This is a genomic window from Devosia sp. XGJD_8 (assembly GCF_046614475.1).
Classification (GTDB): Bacteria; Pseudomonadota; Alphaproteobacteria; order Rhizobiales; family Devosiaceae; genus Devosia.
On sequence record NZ_JBKJHF010000001.1, the window covers coordinates 2403484 to 2420769 of the forward strand.

At 64.1% G+C, this 17286-nt stretch carries 19 protein-coding genes; 7 read left to right on the forward strand and 12 right to left on the reverse strand.

From position 1 onward, the window contains the following. Positions 1-108: 108 nt before the first annotated feature. Positions 109-1056, reverse strand: coding sequence for a phytanoyl-CoA dioxygenase family protein (locus tag ACLI1C_RS11335; protein WP_411396954.1), 948 nt, complete (start codon positions 1054-1056; stop codon positions 109-111). A gap of 131 nt (positions 1057-1187) precedes the next feature. Between ACLI1C_RS11335 and ACLI1C_RS11340 the strand changes: the two genes are divergently transcribed. Next, positions 1188-2045, forward strand: a complete 858-nt coding sequence (locus ACLI1C_RS11340) for a helix-turn-helix domain-containing protein (RefSeq protein ID WP_411396955.1) — start codon at positions 1188-1190, stop codon at positions 2043-2045. Positions 2046-2212: 167 nt separating this feature from the next. Here ACLI1C_RS11340 and ACLI1C_RS11345 read toward each other — a convergent pair whose 3' ends face one another. Then, positions 2213-3127, reverse strand: coding sequence for a phosphotriesterase (locus tag ACLI1C_RS11345; protein ID WP_411396956.1), 915 nt, complete (start codon positions 3125-3127; stop codon positions 2213-2215). Positions 3128-3266: 139 nt separating this feature from the next. Here ACLI1C_RS11345 and ACLI1C_RS11350 point away from each other — a divergent pair, with 139 nt between their 5' ends. The 4 genes from ACLI1C_RS11350 (at position 3267) to folK (ending at position 6915) form a co-directional block, all read left to right on the forward strand. Then, a complete protein-coding gene (locus ACLI1C_RS11350) occupies positions 3267-5036 on the forward strand; it encodes an SLC13 family permease (protein WP_411396957.1) in 1770 nt (589 codons plus the stop codon). Positions 5037-5227: 191 nt separating this feature from the next. Continuing rightward, positions 5228-6097, forward strand: coding sequence for a dihydropteroate synthase (gene folP / locus ACLI1C_RS11355; RefSeq protein WP_411396958.1), 870 nt, complete (start codon positions 5228-5230; stop codon positions 6095-6097). Between the two features lie 3 nt (positions 6098-6100). Then, positions 6101-6487, forward strand: coding sequence for a dihydroneopterin aldolase (gene folB, locus ACLI1C_RS11360; RefSeq protein ID WP_411396959.1), 387 nt, complete (start codon positions 6101-6103; stop codon positions 6485-6487). Then, entirely contained in the window at positions 6484-6915 is a 432-nt protein-coding gene (gene folK, locus ACLI1C_RS11365) for a 2-amino-4-hydroxy-6-hydroxymethyldihydropteridine diphosphokinase (RefSeq protein ID WP_411396960.1), read from the forward strand. The genes folB and folK overlap by 4 nt, the downstream gene beginning before the upstream one ends. On the opposite strand, the gene ACLI1C_RS11370 is transcribed toward folK, so the two are convergent. From ACLI1C_RS11370 to ACLI1C_RS11395, 6 genes are read right to left on the reverse strand one after another with little or no spacing between them, the layout of a single operon-like run. Beyond that, a complete protein-coding gene (locus ACLI1C_RS11370; protein WP_411396961.1) occupies positions 6912-7691 on the reverse strand; it encodes an ATP12 family chaperone protein in 780 nt (259 codons plus the stop codon). The two genes, folK and ACLI1C_RS11370, sit on opposite strands and share 4 nt — an antisense overlap. A gap of 4 nt (positions 7692-7695) precedes the next feature. After that, complete coding sequence (locus ACLI1C_RS11375) at positions 7696-8358, reverse strand: HAD family hydrolase (RefSeq protein ID WP_411396962.1); 663 nt, start codon at positions 8356-8358, stop codon at positions 7696-7698. Beyond that, positions 8355-9341, reverse strand: coding sequence for an RluA family pseudouridine synthase (locus ACLI1C_RS11380; RefSeq protein ID WP_411396963.1), 987 nt, complete (start codon positions 9339-9341; stop codon positions 8355-8357). The genes ACLI1C_RS11375 and ACLI1C_RS11380 overlap by 4 nt, the downstream gene beginning before the upstream one ends. After that, a complete protein-coding gene (gene crcB, locus ACLI1C_RS11385; RefSeq protein ID WP_411396964.1) occupies positions 9338-9718 on the reverse strand; it encodes a fluoride efflux transporter CrcB in 381 nt (126 codons plus the stop codon). The genes ACLI1C_RS11380 and crcB overlap by 4 nt, the downstream gene beginning before the upstream one ends. Before the next feature lie 44 nt (positions 9719-9762). Continuing rightward, positions 9763-11079: a replication-associated recombination protein A gene (locus tag ACLI1C_RS11390; protein ID WP_411396965.1), complete on the reverse strand. Its 1317-nt coding sequence runs from the start codon at positions 11077-11079 to the stop codon at positions 9763-9765. 50 nt (positions 11080-11129) lie between these two features. After that, complete coding sequence (locus ACLI1C_RS11395; protein ID WP_411396966.1) at positions 11130-12593, reverse strand: Do family serine endopeptidase; 1464 nt, start codon at positions 12591-12593, stop codon at positions 11130-11132. Positions 12594-12766: 173 nt separating this feature from the next. On the opposite strand from ACLI1C_RS11395, the gene ACLI1C_RS11400 reads away from it, so the two are divergent. Further along, on the forward strand, positions 12767-13948 hold the full coding sequence (locus tag ACLI1C_RS11400) for a hypothetical protein (protein WP_411396967.1): 1182 nt from the start codon (positions 12767-12769) through the stop codon (positions 13946-13948). 89 nt (positions 13949-14037) lie between these two features. Then, on the forward strand, positions 14038-14583 hold the full coding sequence (locus tag ACLI1C_RS11405; protein WP_411396968.1) for an AAA family ATPase: 546 nt from the start codon (positions 14038-14040) through the stop codon (positions 14581-14583). A gap of 112 nt (positions 14584-14695) precedes the next feature. Here the strand turns inward: ACLI1C_RS11405 and rplQ are convergent, their stop codons facing one another. The 4 genes from rplQ to rpsM form a co-directional block, all read right to left on the reverse strand. Next, a complete protein-coding gene (gene rplQ / locus ACLI1C_RS11410) occupies positions 14696-15124 on the reverse strand; it encodes a 50S ribosomal protein L17 (protein ID WP_411396969.1) in 429 nt (142 codons plus the stop codon). Between the two features lie 32 nt (positions 15125-15156). Beyond that, on the reverse strand, positions 15157-16182 hold the full coding sequence (locus ACLI1C_RS11415; RefSeq protein WP_332686223.1) for a DNA-directed RNA polymerase subunit alpha: 1026 nt from the start codon (positions 16180-16182) through the stop codon (positions 15157-15159). 100 nt (positions 16183-16282) lie between these two features. Beyond that, complete coding sequence (gene rpsK / locus ACLI1C_RS11420; protein ID WP_035102656.1) at positions 16283-16675, reverse strand: 30S ribosomal protein S11; 393 nt, start codon at positions 16673-16675, stop codon at positions 16283-16285. Between the two features lie 80 nt (positions 16676-16755). Then, on the reverse strand, positions 16756-17124 hold the full coding sequence (rpsM, locus tag ACLI1C_RS11425; RefSeq protein ID WP_305579684.1) for a 30S ribosomal protein S13: 369 nt from the start codon (positions 17122-17124) through the stop codon (positions 16756-16758). Positions 17125-17286: the final 162 nt, after the last annotated feature.

The following is a 17286-nucleotide window of genomic DNA, read 5'->3' on the forward strand; positions in this document are numbered from 1 at the left end:
CGCGGGATGTAGCAGGCGCACGCAGCCCCGCCAACCGGCTACAGGCACTGGATATTCCGAAGAAATCGGCACGACGGGAATTTCATTCCTGCCGTGCCGCCTTGTGTCTCAACCCGCCTGGTGCCAGCTCTTGAGCCCCAGCAGCTTCTCGCCCAGCGGTGTCAGCTTGGCCGTCGTGGCGTGCTTCTTCTCCCACTCGCGCGGATCGCCGGGAAAGGCATCGCGCTGCGGGTGGTCCAGCTCGCGCCACAGCCTGATGCGCTCGGCGCGTTCGGCCACGTTGGCCTCATCGGCCGGGAACATCGAGATATACTGCGCCATGCGCACCCGGTCCTTGGAGTGGTTGGGCCGCACGCCATGCGCCAGCAGCGTGTTGAAGATCATCAGGTCGCCCGGCTCCATCTCGATATTGGTGATCGTCAGCCCGGTCGTATCCGGATGCATCGGGTCGCGGTCGGCCGGCTGGGTCTTCACCCAGTTGTCGAAGTCGTAGAACAGCTCGGGAATGCACTGGAACCCGCCGACATCGCCGTCCTGCTTGACCAGGCTCAACACCCCCTGCACGCCGATCGGCAGCGGATCGAGCGAAGTATCGCTGTCCCAGTGGATGAACCCGTTCGGGTTGCCATGCACCTTCTTGGGCACGTTGAGATTGGCCCGGTCGATGCTGGTCCACAGCTCCTCCATGTCCCAGATGTCCACGAAGGCATCATAGATCCGCTGCTCCATGCGGTTGTCCCACAGATACTGGTGGTTGTAGATCTCCACCATGCCCGTGCCGTTGAGCTCCTTCATGATGTGATCGCGACGCTGCGGCGCGTACCAGGTGGACTGGTCGTCCGGATTCTTTTCATCAAATTCCCAGAGCAAGGCCTTGAGCCGCTCGACATTTTCCGGCGGCACCGCAGCGCGAACAATCACATAGCCCCTGGTCACCCAGTGTTCCCAGTCTTCCGGGCTCAGCACCCGCAGGGGCAGCTTCTTGACGATGTCCTTGAGCTGGGTGGTCACCACCTGCGTGGTGGGATGGCTGTCGCGTTTGGTGCTCGGCTGCATGGTTCACTCCCATTTTGCGTCCCCTTCGGGCTTGCTGATGCAGTGATCCTAGCCGCCTGCCTCCAGTCCCGCTTGCCCAAGGCTGGCCAATATTGATATTATTCTGGCGTACGGAGACCGAACGGCGCCATATGAAGCCCTATCTGGAACGCCTCACCCCCGACGAAGGCGCCTCTTGGGCCAGTCTCAACCGGCGCCTCGATGACGGCATTCCCTTCCAGTGGCATCACCATCCGGAATTCGAGCTGACGCTGACGCTCAATTCACGCGGCCAGCGCTTCATCGGCGACCATATCGGCCGCTACGAGCCCGGCGATCTGGTGCTGATCGGCCCCTACCTGCCCCATACCTGGCATTCGCTGGACCGTCCGGACGCCGGCCAGCCCCATGTCGCGCTTGTCATGTGGTTCCTGCCCGATTGGGCCGAACGGCTCACCGCCAATGCCGAGCTGCGCGCCGTCGCCGCCATGCTGGCCCGCGCTGCGCATGGCCTGCAATTCTCCCCCGAGACAGCGGAGGCCGTCCGGCCACAGGTCGAGGATCTCTTCACCCAGCCGCCCGTCGAGCGCTTCCTGCGCCTGGTTAGCATCCTGACCCGGCTGGCCGGCGACCGCGCCGCGACGCCGCTCTCGGCCACCGCCCCCGAGCTGGCGCCCGCCGCCACCGACCGGGGCCGCATCGACCGCGTGCTCAATCACATCCACGCCCACTTCGCCGAGCCGATCACCATTTCCCAGCTTGCCGATATCGCCGCGCTCAGCCCCTCGGGCCTGCACCGCACCTTCCAGCGCCACACGCGCCAGACCGTGAGCCAGTATCTCATCCGCCTGCGCATCGGTCGCGCCTGCGCCCTGCTCTCCTCCGGCCCCATGCCCATCGGCACGATCGCCGGCGAGGTCGGCTACGACTCGCTCGCCAACTTCAACCGCCAGTTCAAGGCCCTGAAGGGCACGACGCCGCGGGCGTATCGGGCGGCGTTCCTGGGGTAGTCGGCAGATCCGAGTACCCCCACCTAACCTCCCCCTGACAGGGGGAGGAACCGCTTGGTGGGTGTTGCAGATCGTGCCCCACACGCGATCAGCCCCTCCCCCTTCCAGGGGGAGGTTGGGTGGGGGTCATCTCCACGAACACCCCCGTTGCAGCGTGCCCCAAGCCCCTACCGCGCAAAGGCCTCGAACGGATTGATCTCCGTCAGTTGCACGATCATCGCCTCGTCCACACCCGCCGCCCGCAGCTTGGGCAATATGCTGCCCACCAGATGCGTATAAGGCCGCGGCTCGCCGCCGCCGGGCTTGGCGGGGTCAAACCAGCCCATGTCGTGGCTCAGCAGCAGCTGCTTGCCGAGCCCGGCTTCCAGCGCCTTGAGGATCAGCGGCACGCTTTCTTCGTCCGGCACCCAGCCCAGATTGTCATATTCGATCCAGGCGCCACGCGCCGCTACCGCCTTGTGCATCTCGAAATCGGGTTCGGCCTGGGTATGGATCGAAATGAAACGGCTGGCGCTGTGGCCCTCGGCCTCGATGATATCGAGCTGGTCCATCACCACCCGCCCCTTGATGGTGTGCGAGCCGATCACCGCATCATTGGCCTTGGCCGCCCGCGCCGCGGCGCGCAGGATCTTGCTCTCGAGCGGCGTAATTCCGTCATCGCCGGCGCTGACCTTGATCCAGGCTGCCCGCACCCCAGTTTCGCCGATGCCCTGGCTCAGCTCCTTGTGCATCCAGGCTTCCAGCTCATCCTCGCTCGCCGCCCGCACCCAGTCGGGGATCCACGGTTCGCGATAATTGCCCGTCGGCACCACGATGGGAAAGCCGGTGGCCTTCGACACGGCCAGGTCGAAATCCACCCGCAGCCCGACCCCACCGGTGGAGCATTCCACCAGCGCCGTCACCCCCTGCGCCTTGATCGCCTCGATCTGCGGCGCCATCAGCGCCACCACCTCCGCCACGTCCGCCTGAGCATACCCCTCCTTGTCGGGCGTCCGCAGATCCACAAACACGTGCTCGTGCGGCAGGATCATGCCGAGCTCCGCCTTGCTGCGTGGGCCGAGTGTGGTGAAAAGCTGCTTCATTGGGTATTTCCTCCGCGCCATTCGGCGTCTCTGGGCTGGTTCCACATCTATATATCATCGCATGTCGATTTTCGCCCTTGCCGCCCGCCCCAAGCTGCGATGTGTTGCGATTGACGCCTGCGCCACTTATGGAATGGCAATGACTCTGCCGCAAATCTTCGCCTTTCTGATCATTGGCGCCATGATGGTGGCCTTCATATGGGGCCGCTGGCGCTATGACGTGGTAGCGGTCTGCGCCCTGCTCGCCGCCCTCGCTCTGGGAGTCGTGTCACCGGGCGAAGCCTTTAGCGGCTTTTCCGACGATATCGTCATCATCGTCGCCAGCGCCCTGGTGGTCAGCGCCGCCGTGTCGCGCTCGGGCATCATGGAAGTGGCCATGCGCCGCTTCGCGCCCAATATCAGCACGCCGCGCGCCCAGCTGATCCTGCTGGTCGTCGTGGTCACCGTGCTCAGCGCCTTCGTCAAGAATATCGGCGCCCTGGCCATCATGATGCCGATCGCCTTCCAGATGGCCCGCAAGTCCGGCGTCTCGCCCTCGCTCTTCCTGATGCCGATGTCCTTCGGCTCGCTGCTGGGCGGGTTGATGACCCAGATCGGCACCTCGCCCAATATCATCGTGTCCCGCGTCCGCCAGGATATGACCGGTCAGCCCTTCACCATGTTCGATTACACCCCGACGGGCCTGGCCCTGTCCGTGGTTGGCGTGATCTTCCTGGCGCTGTGCTACCGCCTGCTGCCCGAGCGCCGGCGCGAGGAAACCGGGCTCGAAAGCGCCATCGAGATCAAGAATTACACCACCGAGGCGCGCGTCACCGAAGATTCTCCGGCCATCGGCAAGACCGTCTCCGAAATCCAGCGCAATGCCGACGGCCAGGCCATGATCATCCGCATCCTCGGCGCAACCGGCCAGCGCCGTACGCCACTGCCCGACGTCAAGCTGCGCCTCGGCGACATCCTGCTCATCGAGGGCGCCGCCGATGCCTTGGACAAGATGGTCTCCCAGTCCGGCCTCGTCTTTTCCGAACGGCGCGGCGCGGCCACCAAGGACGCCGCCGACATCGGCATCATCGAGGCCGTCATCGGGGAAAGCTCTGCTCTCATCGGCGCCACCGCCCAGGAACTCACCCTGTTCGATCGCACCGGCCTCAACCTCCTGGCCATCAGCCGGCGCGACCAGCGCTTCACCGAACGGCTCGGGCAGATCCGCTTTCAGAATGGCGACGTGATCCTCCTGCAGGGGCATCTCAAGCGCCTGCCCGAGCTGTTGCGCGAATGGGACTGCCTTCCCCTCGTCGAGCGCGGCCTGCGGCTGGGCAGCGTCCGCAACGGGCTTGTTCCCTTGGGCATCCTGCTGGTCGCCATGGCCGCCACCGCCTTTGGCGTGGTCCCTGTCGCCCCGGCCTTCTTCGCTGCCGCCGTGGCGGCGGTCCTCACCCGCTCCATTCCCCTGCGCGACGTCTATACCCAGCTCGACGCGCCCATTCTCATCATGCTCGCCTGCCTGATTCCGGTCTCGGATTCCCTGCGCACCACCGGCGGCACCGAACTTATCGCCAGCTGGCTCTCCATGACCGCTAGCACGCTTCCGGGCTGGGGCGCGCTGGCTCTCATCATGGTCGCCGCCATGGCGGTGACCCCCTTCCTCAACAATGCCGCCACCGTGCTGGTCATGGCGCCGATCGCCGCCACCTTCGCCACCGAGCTCGGCTATGCCCCCGAGGCATTCCTGCTGGCCGTGGCCATCGGCGCCGGCTGCGACTTCCTCACCCCCATCGGCCATCAGTGCAACACCCTGGTCATGGGTCCCGGCGGCTACAAGTTCAGCGACTACGCACGCCTCGGCGCGCCGCTCTCACTGCTGGTGGTCCTCGTCGCCGTTCCCATGCTGATGCTGGTCTGGCCGTTCTAGCCGCAGCGGACCTTCCCCCGCACGGAGTGGAGGGAGCCTATGAGCACAAACGCTGGCTCTGGCGCCTCCCTCCCCTGAATGGGGAGGGACCGAGGGTGGGGTGATGGAGGCCACAGCGGGGCCGGACCAAGATGAACACTTGTCGTCACCCTCAGGGTGGAGGTAAGCCTCCGCTGACGCGGAACCACGCCATGCACACCAGCCATATCATCCCCCTGCCCGACCGTGCCCCGCTCATCCTGGGCCAGGCGCCGCTCGTCATGGGCATCCTCAATGTCACGCCGGACAGCTTCTCGGATGGCGGCCAGCATAATCTGGTGGAGAGCGCCGTCGCCCATGCCCGCCAGATGATCGCCGAGGGCGCCGACATCATCGATATCGGCGGCGAAAGCACCCGCCCGGGCGCCGAGCCCGTCGGCACGCAGCAAGAGCTTGATCGCGTCATGCCGGTCATCGATGCGCTGGTGGCCGCCGGCATCACCACGCCGCTCTCCATCGATACCTACAAGCCCCTGGTGGCCGACCAGGCCGTCCAGGCTGGCGCAACCATCATCAACGACGTGCACGGCCTGCAGGGCGCGCCGGAAATGGCCGACGTCGCCGCCCTGCACCGCGTCCCCGTCATCGTCATGCACTGGCAGAAGGATCGCGACAGCACGGTTCCGCTGCTCGACGACATGCGCAGCTACTTCGCCCGCAGCATCGACCTGGCGCAGCGCGCCGGGATGGGTCTTGACCAGCTTATCCTCGATCCGGGCTTCGGCTTCGGCAAGTCGCTGGCCGAAAACTACGAACTGCTGGGAAAGCTGGGCCAACTGCGTTCATTCACCGTTCAGCAACGTGACCATTTTGCGATCCTGGTGGGCACATCGCGCAAATCCATGATCGGCAAGCTGCTCGGCAACCAGCCCGAGGACCGTCTCGCGGGCACCATCGCCACCACGGTCCTGGGCTATGCAAATGGCGGGCATATCTTTCGGGTCCACGACGTGCGCGCCAATCGCGACGCCCTTCGCGTGGCGCAGGCGACGCTGTATGGTCCGCCGGCGCAACAGGGTTAGCACATGGCCGAGACATTTACGGGCGACCGTATCATCTTGAAGGATCTGGGTTTTTACGGCTACCACGGCGTCTTCGCCGAGGAGGCGACGCTCGGCCAGCGATTCTTCATCGACATCGAGCTGGGCATCGACCTTTCCGTTCCGGCGACGACGGATCGGCTCAGCACGGGGATATCCTATGCGGATATCTATGACGTGGTGAAAGCCGGCTTCGAAACCCGCCGCATGAAGCTCCTCGAAGCCGTGGCGCAAAACATCGTCGACGGAATTTTCGAGACTTTTCAAAGCGTTAACTGGATCGTAATCCGCGTCCGCAAGCCCGAAGCCCCCATCGCCATGGTGCGCGGTGAAGCCGGCATCGAATTGCACCGCCACCGGAAAAGCCAATGATGTCAAAGGCCTGGCTGAGTCTCGGCGCCAATATCGGCGATCCGCCCGCGCAACTGGCCGAGGCCGTCCGCCGCATCGCCGCGCATCAGGATATCACCGTCGCGTCCCAATCCGCCGTGCTCACCACCAAGCCCTGGGGCAAGACCGATCAGCCCGACTTCGCCAACATGGCAATCGCCATCGAGACCAGCCTCCAACCCCTTGAACTGCTTGATATTGTCCTCGGCATTGAGCGCGACATGGGCCGTGTCCGCGACGAGGTCTGGGGCCCCCGGCTGATCGACATCGACATCATTGCCTATGACCGGATCGAGGTGAAGTCCCCGCGCCTCACCCTGCCGCATCCCCACGCCCACGAGCGCAGCTTCGTCCTCGATCCGCTCCGGCAGATCGACGAAAGCGTCGCAAGCTGGATCACGTCCCGCTAGCTGCGCAGCGCATCCAGCACGGCCACGGCCGTATCGAATTCCACCCGCCGCTTCGCACGCCGCTCCGCCGCTTCCTCGTCCTCGCCCCACTGGCTGATCTGGAAATCCTCGTCGATATGCGCCGCTTTCCAGACCTGGTCGGTCGAAAACAGCTTGTTCCAGAGGCCTATGGCCAGAAGTCCTGAACCGGTAAGTCCGGTAATCGAGACAAGCGCGGTCAATACCAGCAGGTTCTCCCCCTGCAGCGACTCCGCCAGCCGATCCAGCGTCGTCTTTGGCTGGCTCTGGTGAATGATGCCCACTGTGGGTTGGAAGCTCACGCCGAAATGCCGAGCCAGCGTCACCAGTGCATTGTCCCAGGCCAGTTCCTGCTCGGAAACCAGCTCCTGCGGGCTTTCGGCGCGATAGAGCATGAGATCGCTGGCCGCGAACTTGACCACCTCATCCCGGAAGGCGGGGATCATCGCGTCCCCGCTTTCGATCGCCGAATTGATCAGCCGCACCGTGGGCATGGTCGCCGGATCGATGAACTCGCCCTGCGCGGCCCACTGCTCCGCCATAGCCGTAGCGATCGAGGCAGCCGGCACCACGACCGGCAGCTTCGTGCCCGGCGTGCGCACCTGTCGCCCGTCCAGCGTCACGACAAAGCCGGCGTCGACCGGCGCCACGCCGACATCCTTGTAGAAGCGCTTGGGCAACTCGACCTTGTTGAGGTGCTGGGCCCGGCCGTAGCCGTCGTTCAGGTGCTTTTGAATGTCATCAAGCTGGTCGCGCATGGGTCTAGTCCAGAAGTTGGCGAACCGCAGCGTCGAGCTGGTCGTAGCGGTCGATCATGGTATGGGCGCCCACCGCGATCAGCTCGCGCGGCTCGTGATAGCCCCAGGTGACGCCGATGGTCTTGCAGCCCGCCGCAACGCCCATCTCGATATCGAAGGTGGTGTCGCCGATCATCACGGTCTCGGCGCGCGTCGCCCCGGTCTCGCGCATCGCCGTCTCCAGCATGCCGGGATCCGGCTTGGATGGATTGTGGTCCGGCGTCTGCAGGGTGACGAAATAGTCCGACAGGCCATGCAGCGCCAGGATGCGGTGCACGCCGCCGAGGCCCTTGCCGGTCGCAATGCCCAGCTGGACGTCGGGCATCTCCCGAAGCCGCTGCAGCGCCTCCATTGCGCCCGGAAACAGTCCTTCGCGGCTGTCCTCGGTCAACAGCGCGGCACGATAATGCGCCCGGTAGTCGTTGACGAGCTTGTCGATCAGTATCGGATCGTCGCTGTGGGAGAGCCGCGCCATGGCCAGCGGCAGCGACAGCCCGATGATCCGGCGCGACTGCGCCGGGGTCGGCGCCGCGAGGCCTGCGCCCAGAAACGTCGTCGCCATGTGCTCGGCGATCAGCGCCTGCGTGTCGATCAGCGTGCCATCCATGTCAAAGACGACGAGCTTCACGCGCCATCCTCCGGATCGCCGCTGACATCGTACCGGTCTGGGTCAAAGCCCAGCGTCTCGAAGCTCTGCCGCATATGCGGCGGCAGCGGCGCCGAAATATCCAGCCGCTTGCCATTGCGCAGCGGGATGGCAATGCGACGGGCATGCAGGTGCAGCCCTTCGCTGAGCCCAGGGGCGCCCTGCCAGTTCTCGATGTTGAAATAGCGCGGATCGCCGATGATCGGCGTGCCCAGCTGCGCCATATGCACGCGCAGCTGGTGCGTGCGGCCTGTCACCGGCTTCAGCGTCACCCAGGCGAAGCGTTTGCTGGCCGTGTCGGTGGTCGAATAATAGCTTAGCGAGTGCTGCGCATTGGGAGCGCCGTTCCGCACGACCACCATCTGCTCGCCGTCCTCGGTGCTCTGGCGGGCCAGGAAGCACGAGATTTCGCCCTGCTGCGGATGCGGGTTACCAGCCACGATGGCCCAGTAGATCTTGCGGGCCGAGCGCGAGCGAAACACATTGCCGAAATGGCTGGCAGCCTGCTTGGTCTTGGCGACGACAAGACAGCCGGACGTGTCGCGGTCGAGGCGATGCACCAGGCGCGGCGCCTCGCCCTTCTTGTTGGGCAGGCTCTTGAGCATGCCGTCCAGATGCCGCTTGGTGCCGCTGCCGCCCTGCACCGCCAGGCCATGCGGCTTGTTGAAGACATAGATGTCCTCGTCCTCATAGAGGATCAACCCGCGAAGGAATTCCGCATCGGCATCGTTGAGCTTGACCGGCTTGACCGTCTCCGCATCGTCGATCGGCGGGATGCGCACGGTCTGCCCGGGCGCCAGGCGCGTGCTGGTGGTCACCTTGGCCTTGTCGACCTTGATCTCGCCATTGCGGATCAGCTTCTGCAGCCGCCCGAAACCCAGCTGGGGGAAATGGGTGGCGAACCAGCGATCAAGACGCATCCCGTCTTCATCGTCATTCACCTGCCGCTGTTGAACGCCACTCATGCCACGCCTCGGGTCACCAAAAGCCCGAGATAAAGCCCAATGACGCAAACCACAACCGACAACAACACATAGGCCCCAGCCTGCAGCAACGCGCCGCGCTCGATCAGCACGATCGTATCGAGCGAAAACGACGAGAATGTCGTGAATCCACCGAGCAGGCCGACGGCCACGAAGAGCCGCGCATCCTCCTGCCAATCGGGCAGGAAGCGCGCCATGAGACCAACGAAAACGCCCATCGCGCAGGAGCCGATGATGTTGATCAGCAGCGTAGCCAGCGGAAAACCCATGGGCCACAGCCGGCCGACAGCGCTGGCAAGCCCATAGCGTGCCATGGCACCAATCGCGCCACCGGCGCCGACGAGGATGAAGGGATACATTCAGGTGTGCTCCGGCCGCTCAATGGGCGCTGCTGGCATGTCTCTCACTCGGCGTCACCCCGCTTGACCGCCCGCAGCCGCTCGAAATAATCGATCCGCTTCCGCAGGTCGCGTTCGAAGCCGCGTTCCACCGGCTCGTAGAACTTCTGCCGGCCGATCTTCTCTGGAAAATACTCCTGCCCCGAGAAGGCTTCCGGCGTATCGTGGTCGTAGATATAGCCCTCGCCATAGCCGGAGCCCTTCATGAGCTTGGTGGGAGCGTTGAGGATCACCATGGGCGGCATGGGTGAGCCGGTTGCCTTGGCGACGCCCATGGCCTGCTTGAAGGCCGTATAGACGGCATTCGACTTCGGCGCGAGCGCCAGATAGACCACCACCTGCGCCAGGGCCAGCTCGCCCTCGGGCGAGCCCAGCATCTGGAAGGCGTCCCGGGCCGCCACGGCCAGCGTCAGCGCCTGCGGATCGGCCAGCCCGATATCTTCGGAGGCCATGCGGATCAGTCGGCGCGCCAGAAACAGCGGATCCTCCCCCGCATCGAGCATGCGCGCAAAATAGTACAGCGCCGCATCCGGGTCCGAACCGCGGATGGTCTTGTGCAGGGCCGAGATCAGGTTGTAGTGGCCGTCCTGCGCCTTGTCATAGATCGGCGCCCGGCGCTGGATGACCGTGAGCATGGTCGCCGCATCCAGCGTTTCACCGGCCTTGGCCGAGGCCAGCACTTCCTCTACCAGCCCCAGCAGCGCCCGCCCGTCGCCGTCCGCCAGCGTCAGGAGCGTATGGCGCGCCTCCGCATCGAGCGGCAGCGCCGCCCCGGTCAGCGCCTCGGCCCGCTGCACCAGCTTTTCGAGATCCTCAAGACCCAGCGACTCGAACCGCAGCACCTGGCTGCGCGACAGCAAAGCCGCGTTGAGTTCAAAAGACGGATTTTCAGTGGTGGCGCCGACCAGCACCACCGTGCCGTCCTCCATCACCGGCAGAAAGCCATCCTGCTGGGCGCGGTTGAAGCGGTGGATTTCGTCGACAAACAGCAGCGTCCGATGCCCGGAAAAGCGCTCGAACCGCGCCTTCTCGAACACTTTCTTGAGGTCGGCGACGCCGGAAAATACCGCCGAAATCTGCTCGAACGTATAGCCGATCTGGTCGGCCAGCAGTCGCGCCACCGTTGTCTTGCCCGTGCCCGGCGGCCCCCAGAGGATGAGCGAACCCAGCCGCCCGCTGGCGATCATGCGGCGCAGCGTGCCGTCTGGCCCCAGCAGGTGTGTCTGCCCGATGACCTCGTCGAGCGAGCGCGGACGCAGTTGATCGGCCAGCGGCCGGGCGCGGTCGGTTTCGGAGGAGTCGGCGGCGAAGAGATCGGACATGGCTGTCTTCTAGCGGATTGCGGCGCGCTGTTACAGCCGTGCCGGAGGCCCTACCCGCTGACAATACTCCGCGTGACCCGTCCGTCCCGCTGCAGGATGATCTGCCAGGTCCGCACCCGCTGGTTGGCCACATCGGCAAAGGCGCGGGCCGTGTTCATCGGCATGTCGTTGAGCGCCAGGATGATGTCGTCCACGCGCAGGCCCATCTGCTCGGCCGGGGAGCCCGGCTGCACCGCTGTCACGATGACGCCCTCGGCATCATAGGGCAGCCCCTTGGCCTCGGCCAGCGCCGCGTCGAGCTGGCGCACACTGGTGCCGGCAAAGCGGGAATTGCCCACGATGCTGGCAACCATGTCGGCCCCGGCCGCGGGCGCTGCCTCGACAGTGAACGAGACCGCCTCGCTCACGCCGCCGCGCAACCGCTCCAGCGTGGTCGCCTGCCCGATCGGCTTGGTGGCTAAACGGAAATTGAACGCACTGGGGTCGTCGACCGCCACGCCATCCACCGACAGGATGACATCGCCTGCGGCAAACCCCGCCCGGTCGGCCGGCCCATCCGGCGCCACTTCGGCAATCAGCGCGCCGTGCGGCGCTGCCATGCCCAGGCTGGCGGCAATATCGGCATTGACCGCCTGCAGCTTGGCGCCAAACCAGGGGCGAACGATCTCGCCTCCGCTGACGCCGGCCTCGGCGACCAGCCGCGCCATATTGGCCGGAATGGCAAAGCCAATGCCGACAGAGCCGCCGGTCTGGGAATAGATGGCGGTATTGATCCCAACCAGTTGCCCGTCGAGGTCGACAAGTGCGCCGCCGGAATTGCCTGGATTGATCGCCGCATCGGTCTGGATAAAGAACTCGTAATCCGAACTCTCGACGCCCGTCCGGGCCAGGGCCGAGACGATGCCGCTGGTCACAGTCTGCCCCACCCCGAAGGGATTGCCGATGGCCAGCACCAGGTCTCCCACCTGCAAGGCGTCGGAATCCGCAAAGCCGATCGCGGGAAAGGCCGCCCCGCCGGGCTCCCGCACCCGCAGCACGGCCAGGTCGGTCTGGGCATCCTCGATCACGATGTCCACGGCATATTCCCGCCCGTCGGACAAGGCGATGCGCACATCGGTGGCGCCCTCGATCACATGCCGATTGGTCAGGATGACCCCGCTTGCCTCGACAATCACGCCAGACCCAAGCGACTGCGACTGGCGCGGCCGGCTCTGGAACTGGCCCTGCCCGAAGAACCGCGAGAAGAAGGGATCATTGGCAAAGGGCGAAACCGCCTGCTGCTCGATGCGGGTGGCATAGACATTGACGACCGAGGGAGCGACCGCGCGCACCACCGGTGCAAAGCTCAGTTTGACCTGCGCGTCGCTCTCGGGCACCTGCCGCCCATCCTCGGCCGGCGCCAATGTGTCCGCCTGGGCCAGGCTCGGGGCATTCCAGGGTGAAAAGGCCAGCGTGCCCCCAACCGCGAGAACCACCACCGTCCCGACTGCAAGCATCAGCGACCGCATGTTCATCGAACCACCTCGTCTATCGCACGAGCCGAGGCAAACGCTTGAATTCTGTCATGAAAATGGCGTCACGCGACGGTCGCAATTGCCGGGCAAATAATCGTTTGCGCCAGGGGTCCGTGAGCCCTATATGCAGCGCTCGTTTCACGCATTCCCCAGCCCCGAAAGGCCAGTCGTCGATGACCACCGAGCCGAAGCACGTTTACCCGAACACCTCCGCCCTGATCGCGGCCGAACAGCCGGACTTTCCGGCTTTCCTGTTCTCCGAACGTGAGCTTCACAAGGCCACGAAGGTCTTCAAGAAGGGCTTTGACGGACTGCTGACCTATGCGGTCAAGTGCAACCCCTCCCCGCACATCATCGCCCAGCTGCACCAGGAAGGCGTCAAGGCCTTCGACGTGGCATCCAACACCGAGATGGAACTGGTCCGCGACTACGCGCCGGGCGCGGTCATGCACTACAACAACCCCATCAAGAACAAGCGCGAGATCGCCCGCGCCTACGAAGAGTTCGGCGTCCGCTCCTTCACAATCGACCACCCCCAGCAGCTCGACCAGCTCGCCGCCGTGGTCTCCCCCTCGCGCGACGTCGAAGTCACCACCCGCTTCAAGGCCGGAAAGGCGCTCAAGTCCTATGACTTCGGCATCAAGTTCGGCGTCATGGAACAGGGCGCGGCCGAAATCGTCACCGCTGTCGAGAAGATGGGCTATACGCCCAGCCTCTGCTTCCATGTCGGCAGCCAGTGCGAAGATGCCTACGCCTATGAGCGCCATATCGCAGCGGCCGCGCGCATCGTCGACGAGGCTGGCATCGAGCTCAAGCGCCTCAATATCGGTGGTGGCTACCCGGCCCCCTACCCGACCAGCGAAGCGCCGCCGATGGACTACTACTTCGAGACCATTGCCACGGCCGTGTCCGATCATTTCGGCGAAAAGCGCAAGCCGGAACTCATCATCGAGCCCGGCCGCGCGCTGGTGACCTCATCCACCTCGCTGCTGCTGCGCGTGAAGCATCAGCGCGGCGGCCAGTCGGTCTATGTCAATGACGGCGCCTATGGCAGCCTGATGGAAGTCAAGTTCATGCACTTCACCCCGCCGGTGCGGGTGTGGCGCGGGCCGCGCGTGCATGACAATGATGCCGAATTCTCCGAGTTCACCATCTGGGGCCCCACCTGCGACAGCTATGACGTGCTCCCCCAGGTCTTCACCCTGCCCGCCGATATCGACGAGGACGACTGGATCGAGTTCGGCCTGATGGGCGCCTATACCCAGGCGTCGCTGACCCCCTTCAACGGCTTTGACCGCCGCGACCAGTACTGGGTCGAGGACGTCTATACCGGCAAGGATCAGCAGCCGGAATAATCGGCCGCAACACAAAATCTGATCCCCGCTTCGGCGGGGATTTTTGTCTGAGCCTTTTCCACCCCGATCCACCTATATCGGAACTGAAAATGCACCCCATCCCGCCTTTGGCCGATCTCGGCCGCCGCATTGTCATCTTCGGCCCATCCAATTCGGGCAAATCGACCCTGGCGGCAGCCCTCTCGTCCAGGCTGGCCATCCCGGCGGTGCATCTCGACCAGTTGCACCATCAACCCCATAGCGACTGGGTGCCGCGTCCAAAGGACGAGTTCCATACCCTACAGCGCGCGGCAATTGCCGAGCCCGCCTGGATCATGGATGGCAATTACAGCGCCCTCACAGCGGAGCGATTGGCACGCGCGACCGGCGCCATCGTGCTCGATGAAAACCACTGGCTGCGGCTGCTGCGCTATTTTCGACGCACGCTGTTCGAGCGTCACCGGCCGGGGGCGCTGGAGGGCAGCCGCGACAGCATCAAATGGTCGATGATTCATTGGGTGGCCGTGGCATCCCGGCACAATGGCGCCCGCTATCGCAGCATGGTGGATGGCACCGACCTGCCCCGGGCCTACTGCCAGTCCATGGCCGAACTGAAAACCCTCTATGACGCTTGGGGTCTGGAGCGCAGGGGCTGACTGCGTCAGCGCAGTATTTGTGTGCCAGCCGAGGTTCCCGACCGGCCGGCACCCAAAGCAAAACGGCCACGGAATGAACCGTGGCCGTTTTCAATTCTCGAACGACAGACGCTTACGCGGCTTCGTATTCGTCCTCGTCGTCGCGCACCTGCACGGGGCCGCTGTCGAGGCCCTTGGCATTGACGTCGCGATCGACGAACTCGATCACGGCCATCGGGGCGTTATCGCCATAGCGGAAGCCAGCCTTCATGATGCGGATGTAACCGCCCTGGCGTTCCTTGTAGCGCGGGCCAAGCACGGCAAAGAGCTTGGCGACCTGGCCTTCGTCGCGGATCTGGGCGATCGCCTGGCGGCGAGCATGCAGGTCGCCGCGCTTGCCCAGCGTGATCAGCTTTTCGACGATCGGACGCAGGTCCTTCGCCTTGGGCAGGGTCGTGACGATCTGCTCGTGCTTGATCAGCGCGGCGGACATATTGGCGAACATTGCCTTGCGGTGGCTGGCAGTCCGGTTGAGTTTGCGGCCTGAATTACCGTGGCGCATGGTTGTCTCCTAAAGGGCTTGGCAGCGCGCGATCAATAGTGATCTTCGTAGCGCTTGGCGAGGTCATCGATATTCTCGGGTGGCCAGTTGGCAACGTCCATTCCGAGATGAAGCCCCATCTGTGCCAGGACTTCCTTGATTTCGTTGAGCGACTTGCGGCCGAAATTCGGCGTCCGCAGCATCTCGGCTTCCGTCTTCTGGATCAGGTCGCCGATATAGACGATGTTGTCGTTCTTCAGGCAGTTCGCCGAACGAACCGACAGCTCGAGTTCGTCGACCTTCTTGAGCAGCGCCGGGTTGAAGGCCAGTTCGGGAACCGAATCCTGGGCCTTTTCCTTGCTGGGCTCTTCGAAGTTAACGAATACCGACAGCTGGTCCTGGAGAATGCGCGCGGCATAGGCCACGGCATCATCCGGCGACACGGCGCCATTGGTCTCGATCTGCAGGGTCAGCTTGTCCTTGTCGAGGCTTTCACCCGCGCGGGTGGCATCGACCTTGTAGCTGACGCGACGGACCGGCGAAAACAGCGCATCGACCGGGATATAGCCGATCGGGGCGTCTTCGGGACGGTTCTTGTCGGCGGCAACATAGCCCTTGCCGGTGTCGACGGTGAACTCGATGTTGATCTCGGCGCCGTCGTCGAGATGGCAGATCACCAGCTCGGGGTTCAACACTTCGATATCGCCGGTGACCTTGATGTCGCCAGCGGTGACCGCACCGGGTCCCTGCTTGGAGAGTGCCAGACGCTTGGGGCCCTCGCCGCCCATCTTCAACGCGATTTCCTTCACGTTGAGGACGAGATCGGTGATGTCTTCCCGCACGCCCGGAAGCGAGGAGAATTCATGCAGGATGCCGTCAATCTGGATTGCGGTAACTGCCGCGCCCTGAAGCGACGACAGCAGCACGCGACGAAGAGCATTACCCAAGGTAAGCCCGTAACCGCGCTCAAGCGGCTCGGCAACTACCGAGGCCACGCGCGCGTTGTCGCTGCCCGAAACAATCTCCAGCTTGGTCGGCTTGATCAGTTCTTGCCAGTTCCTCTGGATCGTCACGGTTATGTCCTTTCAAAATCGCGGCCCCAGCCCGAGCCGCACCGCCGCAAACGCAATAAGACTCCCGGCCCATTCAATCGGCCGGGAGCACTTCAATCGGTCTAGATTAGACGCGGCGCCGCTTGCGCGGGCGGCAGCCATTGTGCGGGATCGAGGTCACGTCACGGATCGAGGTGACGTTGAAGCCGGCAGCCTGCAGCGCGCGGAGAGCGGACTCACGCCCCGAACCAGGACCGCGCACTTCGACCTCGAGGGTCTTCATGCCGTGTTCCTGCGCCTTCTTGGCAGCATCTTCAGCAGCAACCTGGGCCGCATACGGGGTCGACTTGCGCGAACCCTTGAAACCCATGACACCCGAGGAGGACCACGAAATCGTGTTGCCCTGCATGTCAGCGATGGTGATCATGGTGTTGTTGAACGAAGCATTCACGTGGGCAACGCCCGAAGTGATGTTCTTGCGTTCCTTGCGCTTGACGCGCGTGGTTTCAGTCTTAGCCATGTAATTCCTCTGAACGATATCAGCGCTGCCGTTAGCAGAATGCCCCAGCAGCTACATCGAAGAACCCGAGGGTCGGGTTCTTACTTCTTCTTGCCGGCGATTGCCTTTGCCGGGCCCTTGCGGGTGCGGGCATTGGTATGGGTGCGCTGGCCGCGGACCGGAAGGCCACGACGATGACGCAGGCCACGGTAGTTGCCCAGGTCCATCAGCCGCTTGATGTTCATCGCCACGTTGCGGCGAAGATCACCCTCGACGACGTAGTCGCGGTCGATGGCCTCACGGATCTGGATGACTTCGGCATCGGTGAGCTCGTTCACACGGCGCTCGACCGGAATGCCGACCTTGGTGCAGATATCCAGGGCGAACTTGTCGCCGATCCCGTGGATATACTGAAGCGCGATGACAACACGCTTATTGGTCGGGATATTGACGCCAGCAATACGAGCCACGTCTGCTCTCCTTCATTCAGCGCGAACCATCACGGCTGGCGCCCTTATAACAACAAGGGACCGAATTCGACCCCCAACAAGTGGAGAACCGAATCCAGCCCAATAATCCATGAGACTGACGCGGTTCTTTAAGGGCTCGATTCCGCAGAGTCAACTGCCAAA

What these genes read in the sequence shown, in the direction of transcription:
- folP (WP_411396958.1), top strand. Translation starts at nt 5,228, where the DNA reads ATGCACACCAGCCATATCATCCCCCTGCCCGACCGTGCCCCGCTCATC.
- rpsK (WP_035102656.1), bottom strand. Translation starts at nt 16,675, where the DNA reads ATGGCTAAGACTGAAACCACGCGCGTCAAGCGCAAGGAACGCAAGAAC.
- ACLI1C_RS11400 (WP_411396967.1), top strand. Translation starts at nt 12,767, where the DNA reads ATGACCACCGAGCCGAAGCACGTTTACCCGAACACCTCCGCCCTGATC.
- folB (WP_411396959.1), top strand. Translation starts at nt 6,101, where the DNA reads ATGGCCGAGACATTTACGGGCGACCGTATCATCTTGAAGGATCTGGGT.
- rplQ (WP_411396969.1), bottom strand. Translation starts at nt 15,124, where the DNA reads ATGCGCCACGGTAATTCAGGCCGCAAACTCAACCGGACTGCCAGCCAC.
- ACLI1C_RS11335 (WP_411396954.1), bottom strand. Translation starts at nt 1,056, where the DNA reads ATGCAGCCGAGCACCAAACGCGACAGCCATCCCACCACGCAGGTGGTG.
- ACLI1C_RS11390 (WP_411396965.1), bottom strand. Translation starts at nt 11,079, where the DNA reads ATGTCCGATCTCTTCGCCGCCGACTCCTCCGAAACCGACCGCGCCCGG.
- ACLI1C_RS11380 (WP_411396963.1), bottom strand. Translation starts at nt 9,341, where the DNA reads ATGAGTGGCGTTCAACAGCGGCAGGTGAATGACGATGAAGACGGGATG.
- ACLI1C_RS11370 (WP_411396961.1), bottom strand. Translation starts at nt 7,691, where the DNA reads ATGCGCGACCAGCTTGATGACATTCAAAAGCACCTGAACGACGGCTAC.
- ACLI1C_RS11345 (WP_411396956.1), bottom strand. Translation starts at nt 3,127, where the DNA reads ATGAAGCAGCTTTTCACCACACTCGGCCCACGCAGCAAGGCGGAGCTC.
- ACLI1C_RS11395 (WP_411396966.1), bottom strand. Translation starts at nt 12,593, where the DNA reads ATGAACATGCGGTCGCTGATGCTTGCAGTCGGGACGGTGGTGGTTCTC.
- ACLI1C_RS11350 (WP_411396957.1), top strand. Translation starts at nt 3,267, where the DNA reads ATGACTCTGCCGCAAATCTTCGCCTTTCTGATCATTGGCGCCATGATG.
- crcB (WP_411396964.1), bottom strand. Translation starts at nt 9,718, where the DNA reads ATGTATCCCTTCATCCTCGTCGGCGCCGGTGGCGCGATTGGTGCCATG.
- ACLI1C_RS11340 (WP_411396955.1), top strand. Translation starts at nt 1,188, where the DNA reads ATGAAGCCCTATCTGGAACGCCTCACCCCCGACGAAGGCGCCTCTTGG.
- folK (WP_411396960.1), top strand. Translation starts at nt 6,484, where the DNA reads ATGATGTCAAAGGCCTGGCTGAGTCTCGGCGCCAATATCGGCGATCCG.
- ACLI1C_RS11405 (WP_411396968.1), top strand. Translation starts at nt 14,038, where the DNA reads ATGCACCCCATCCCGCCTTTGGCCGATCTCGGCCGCCGCATTGTCATC.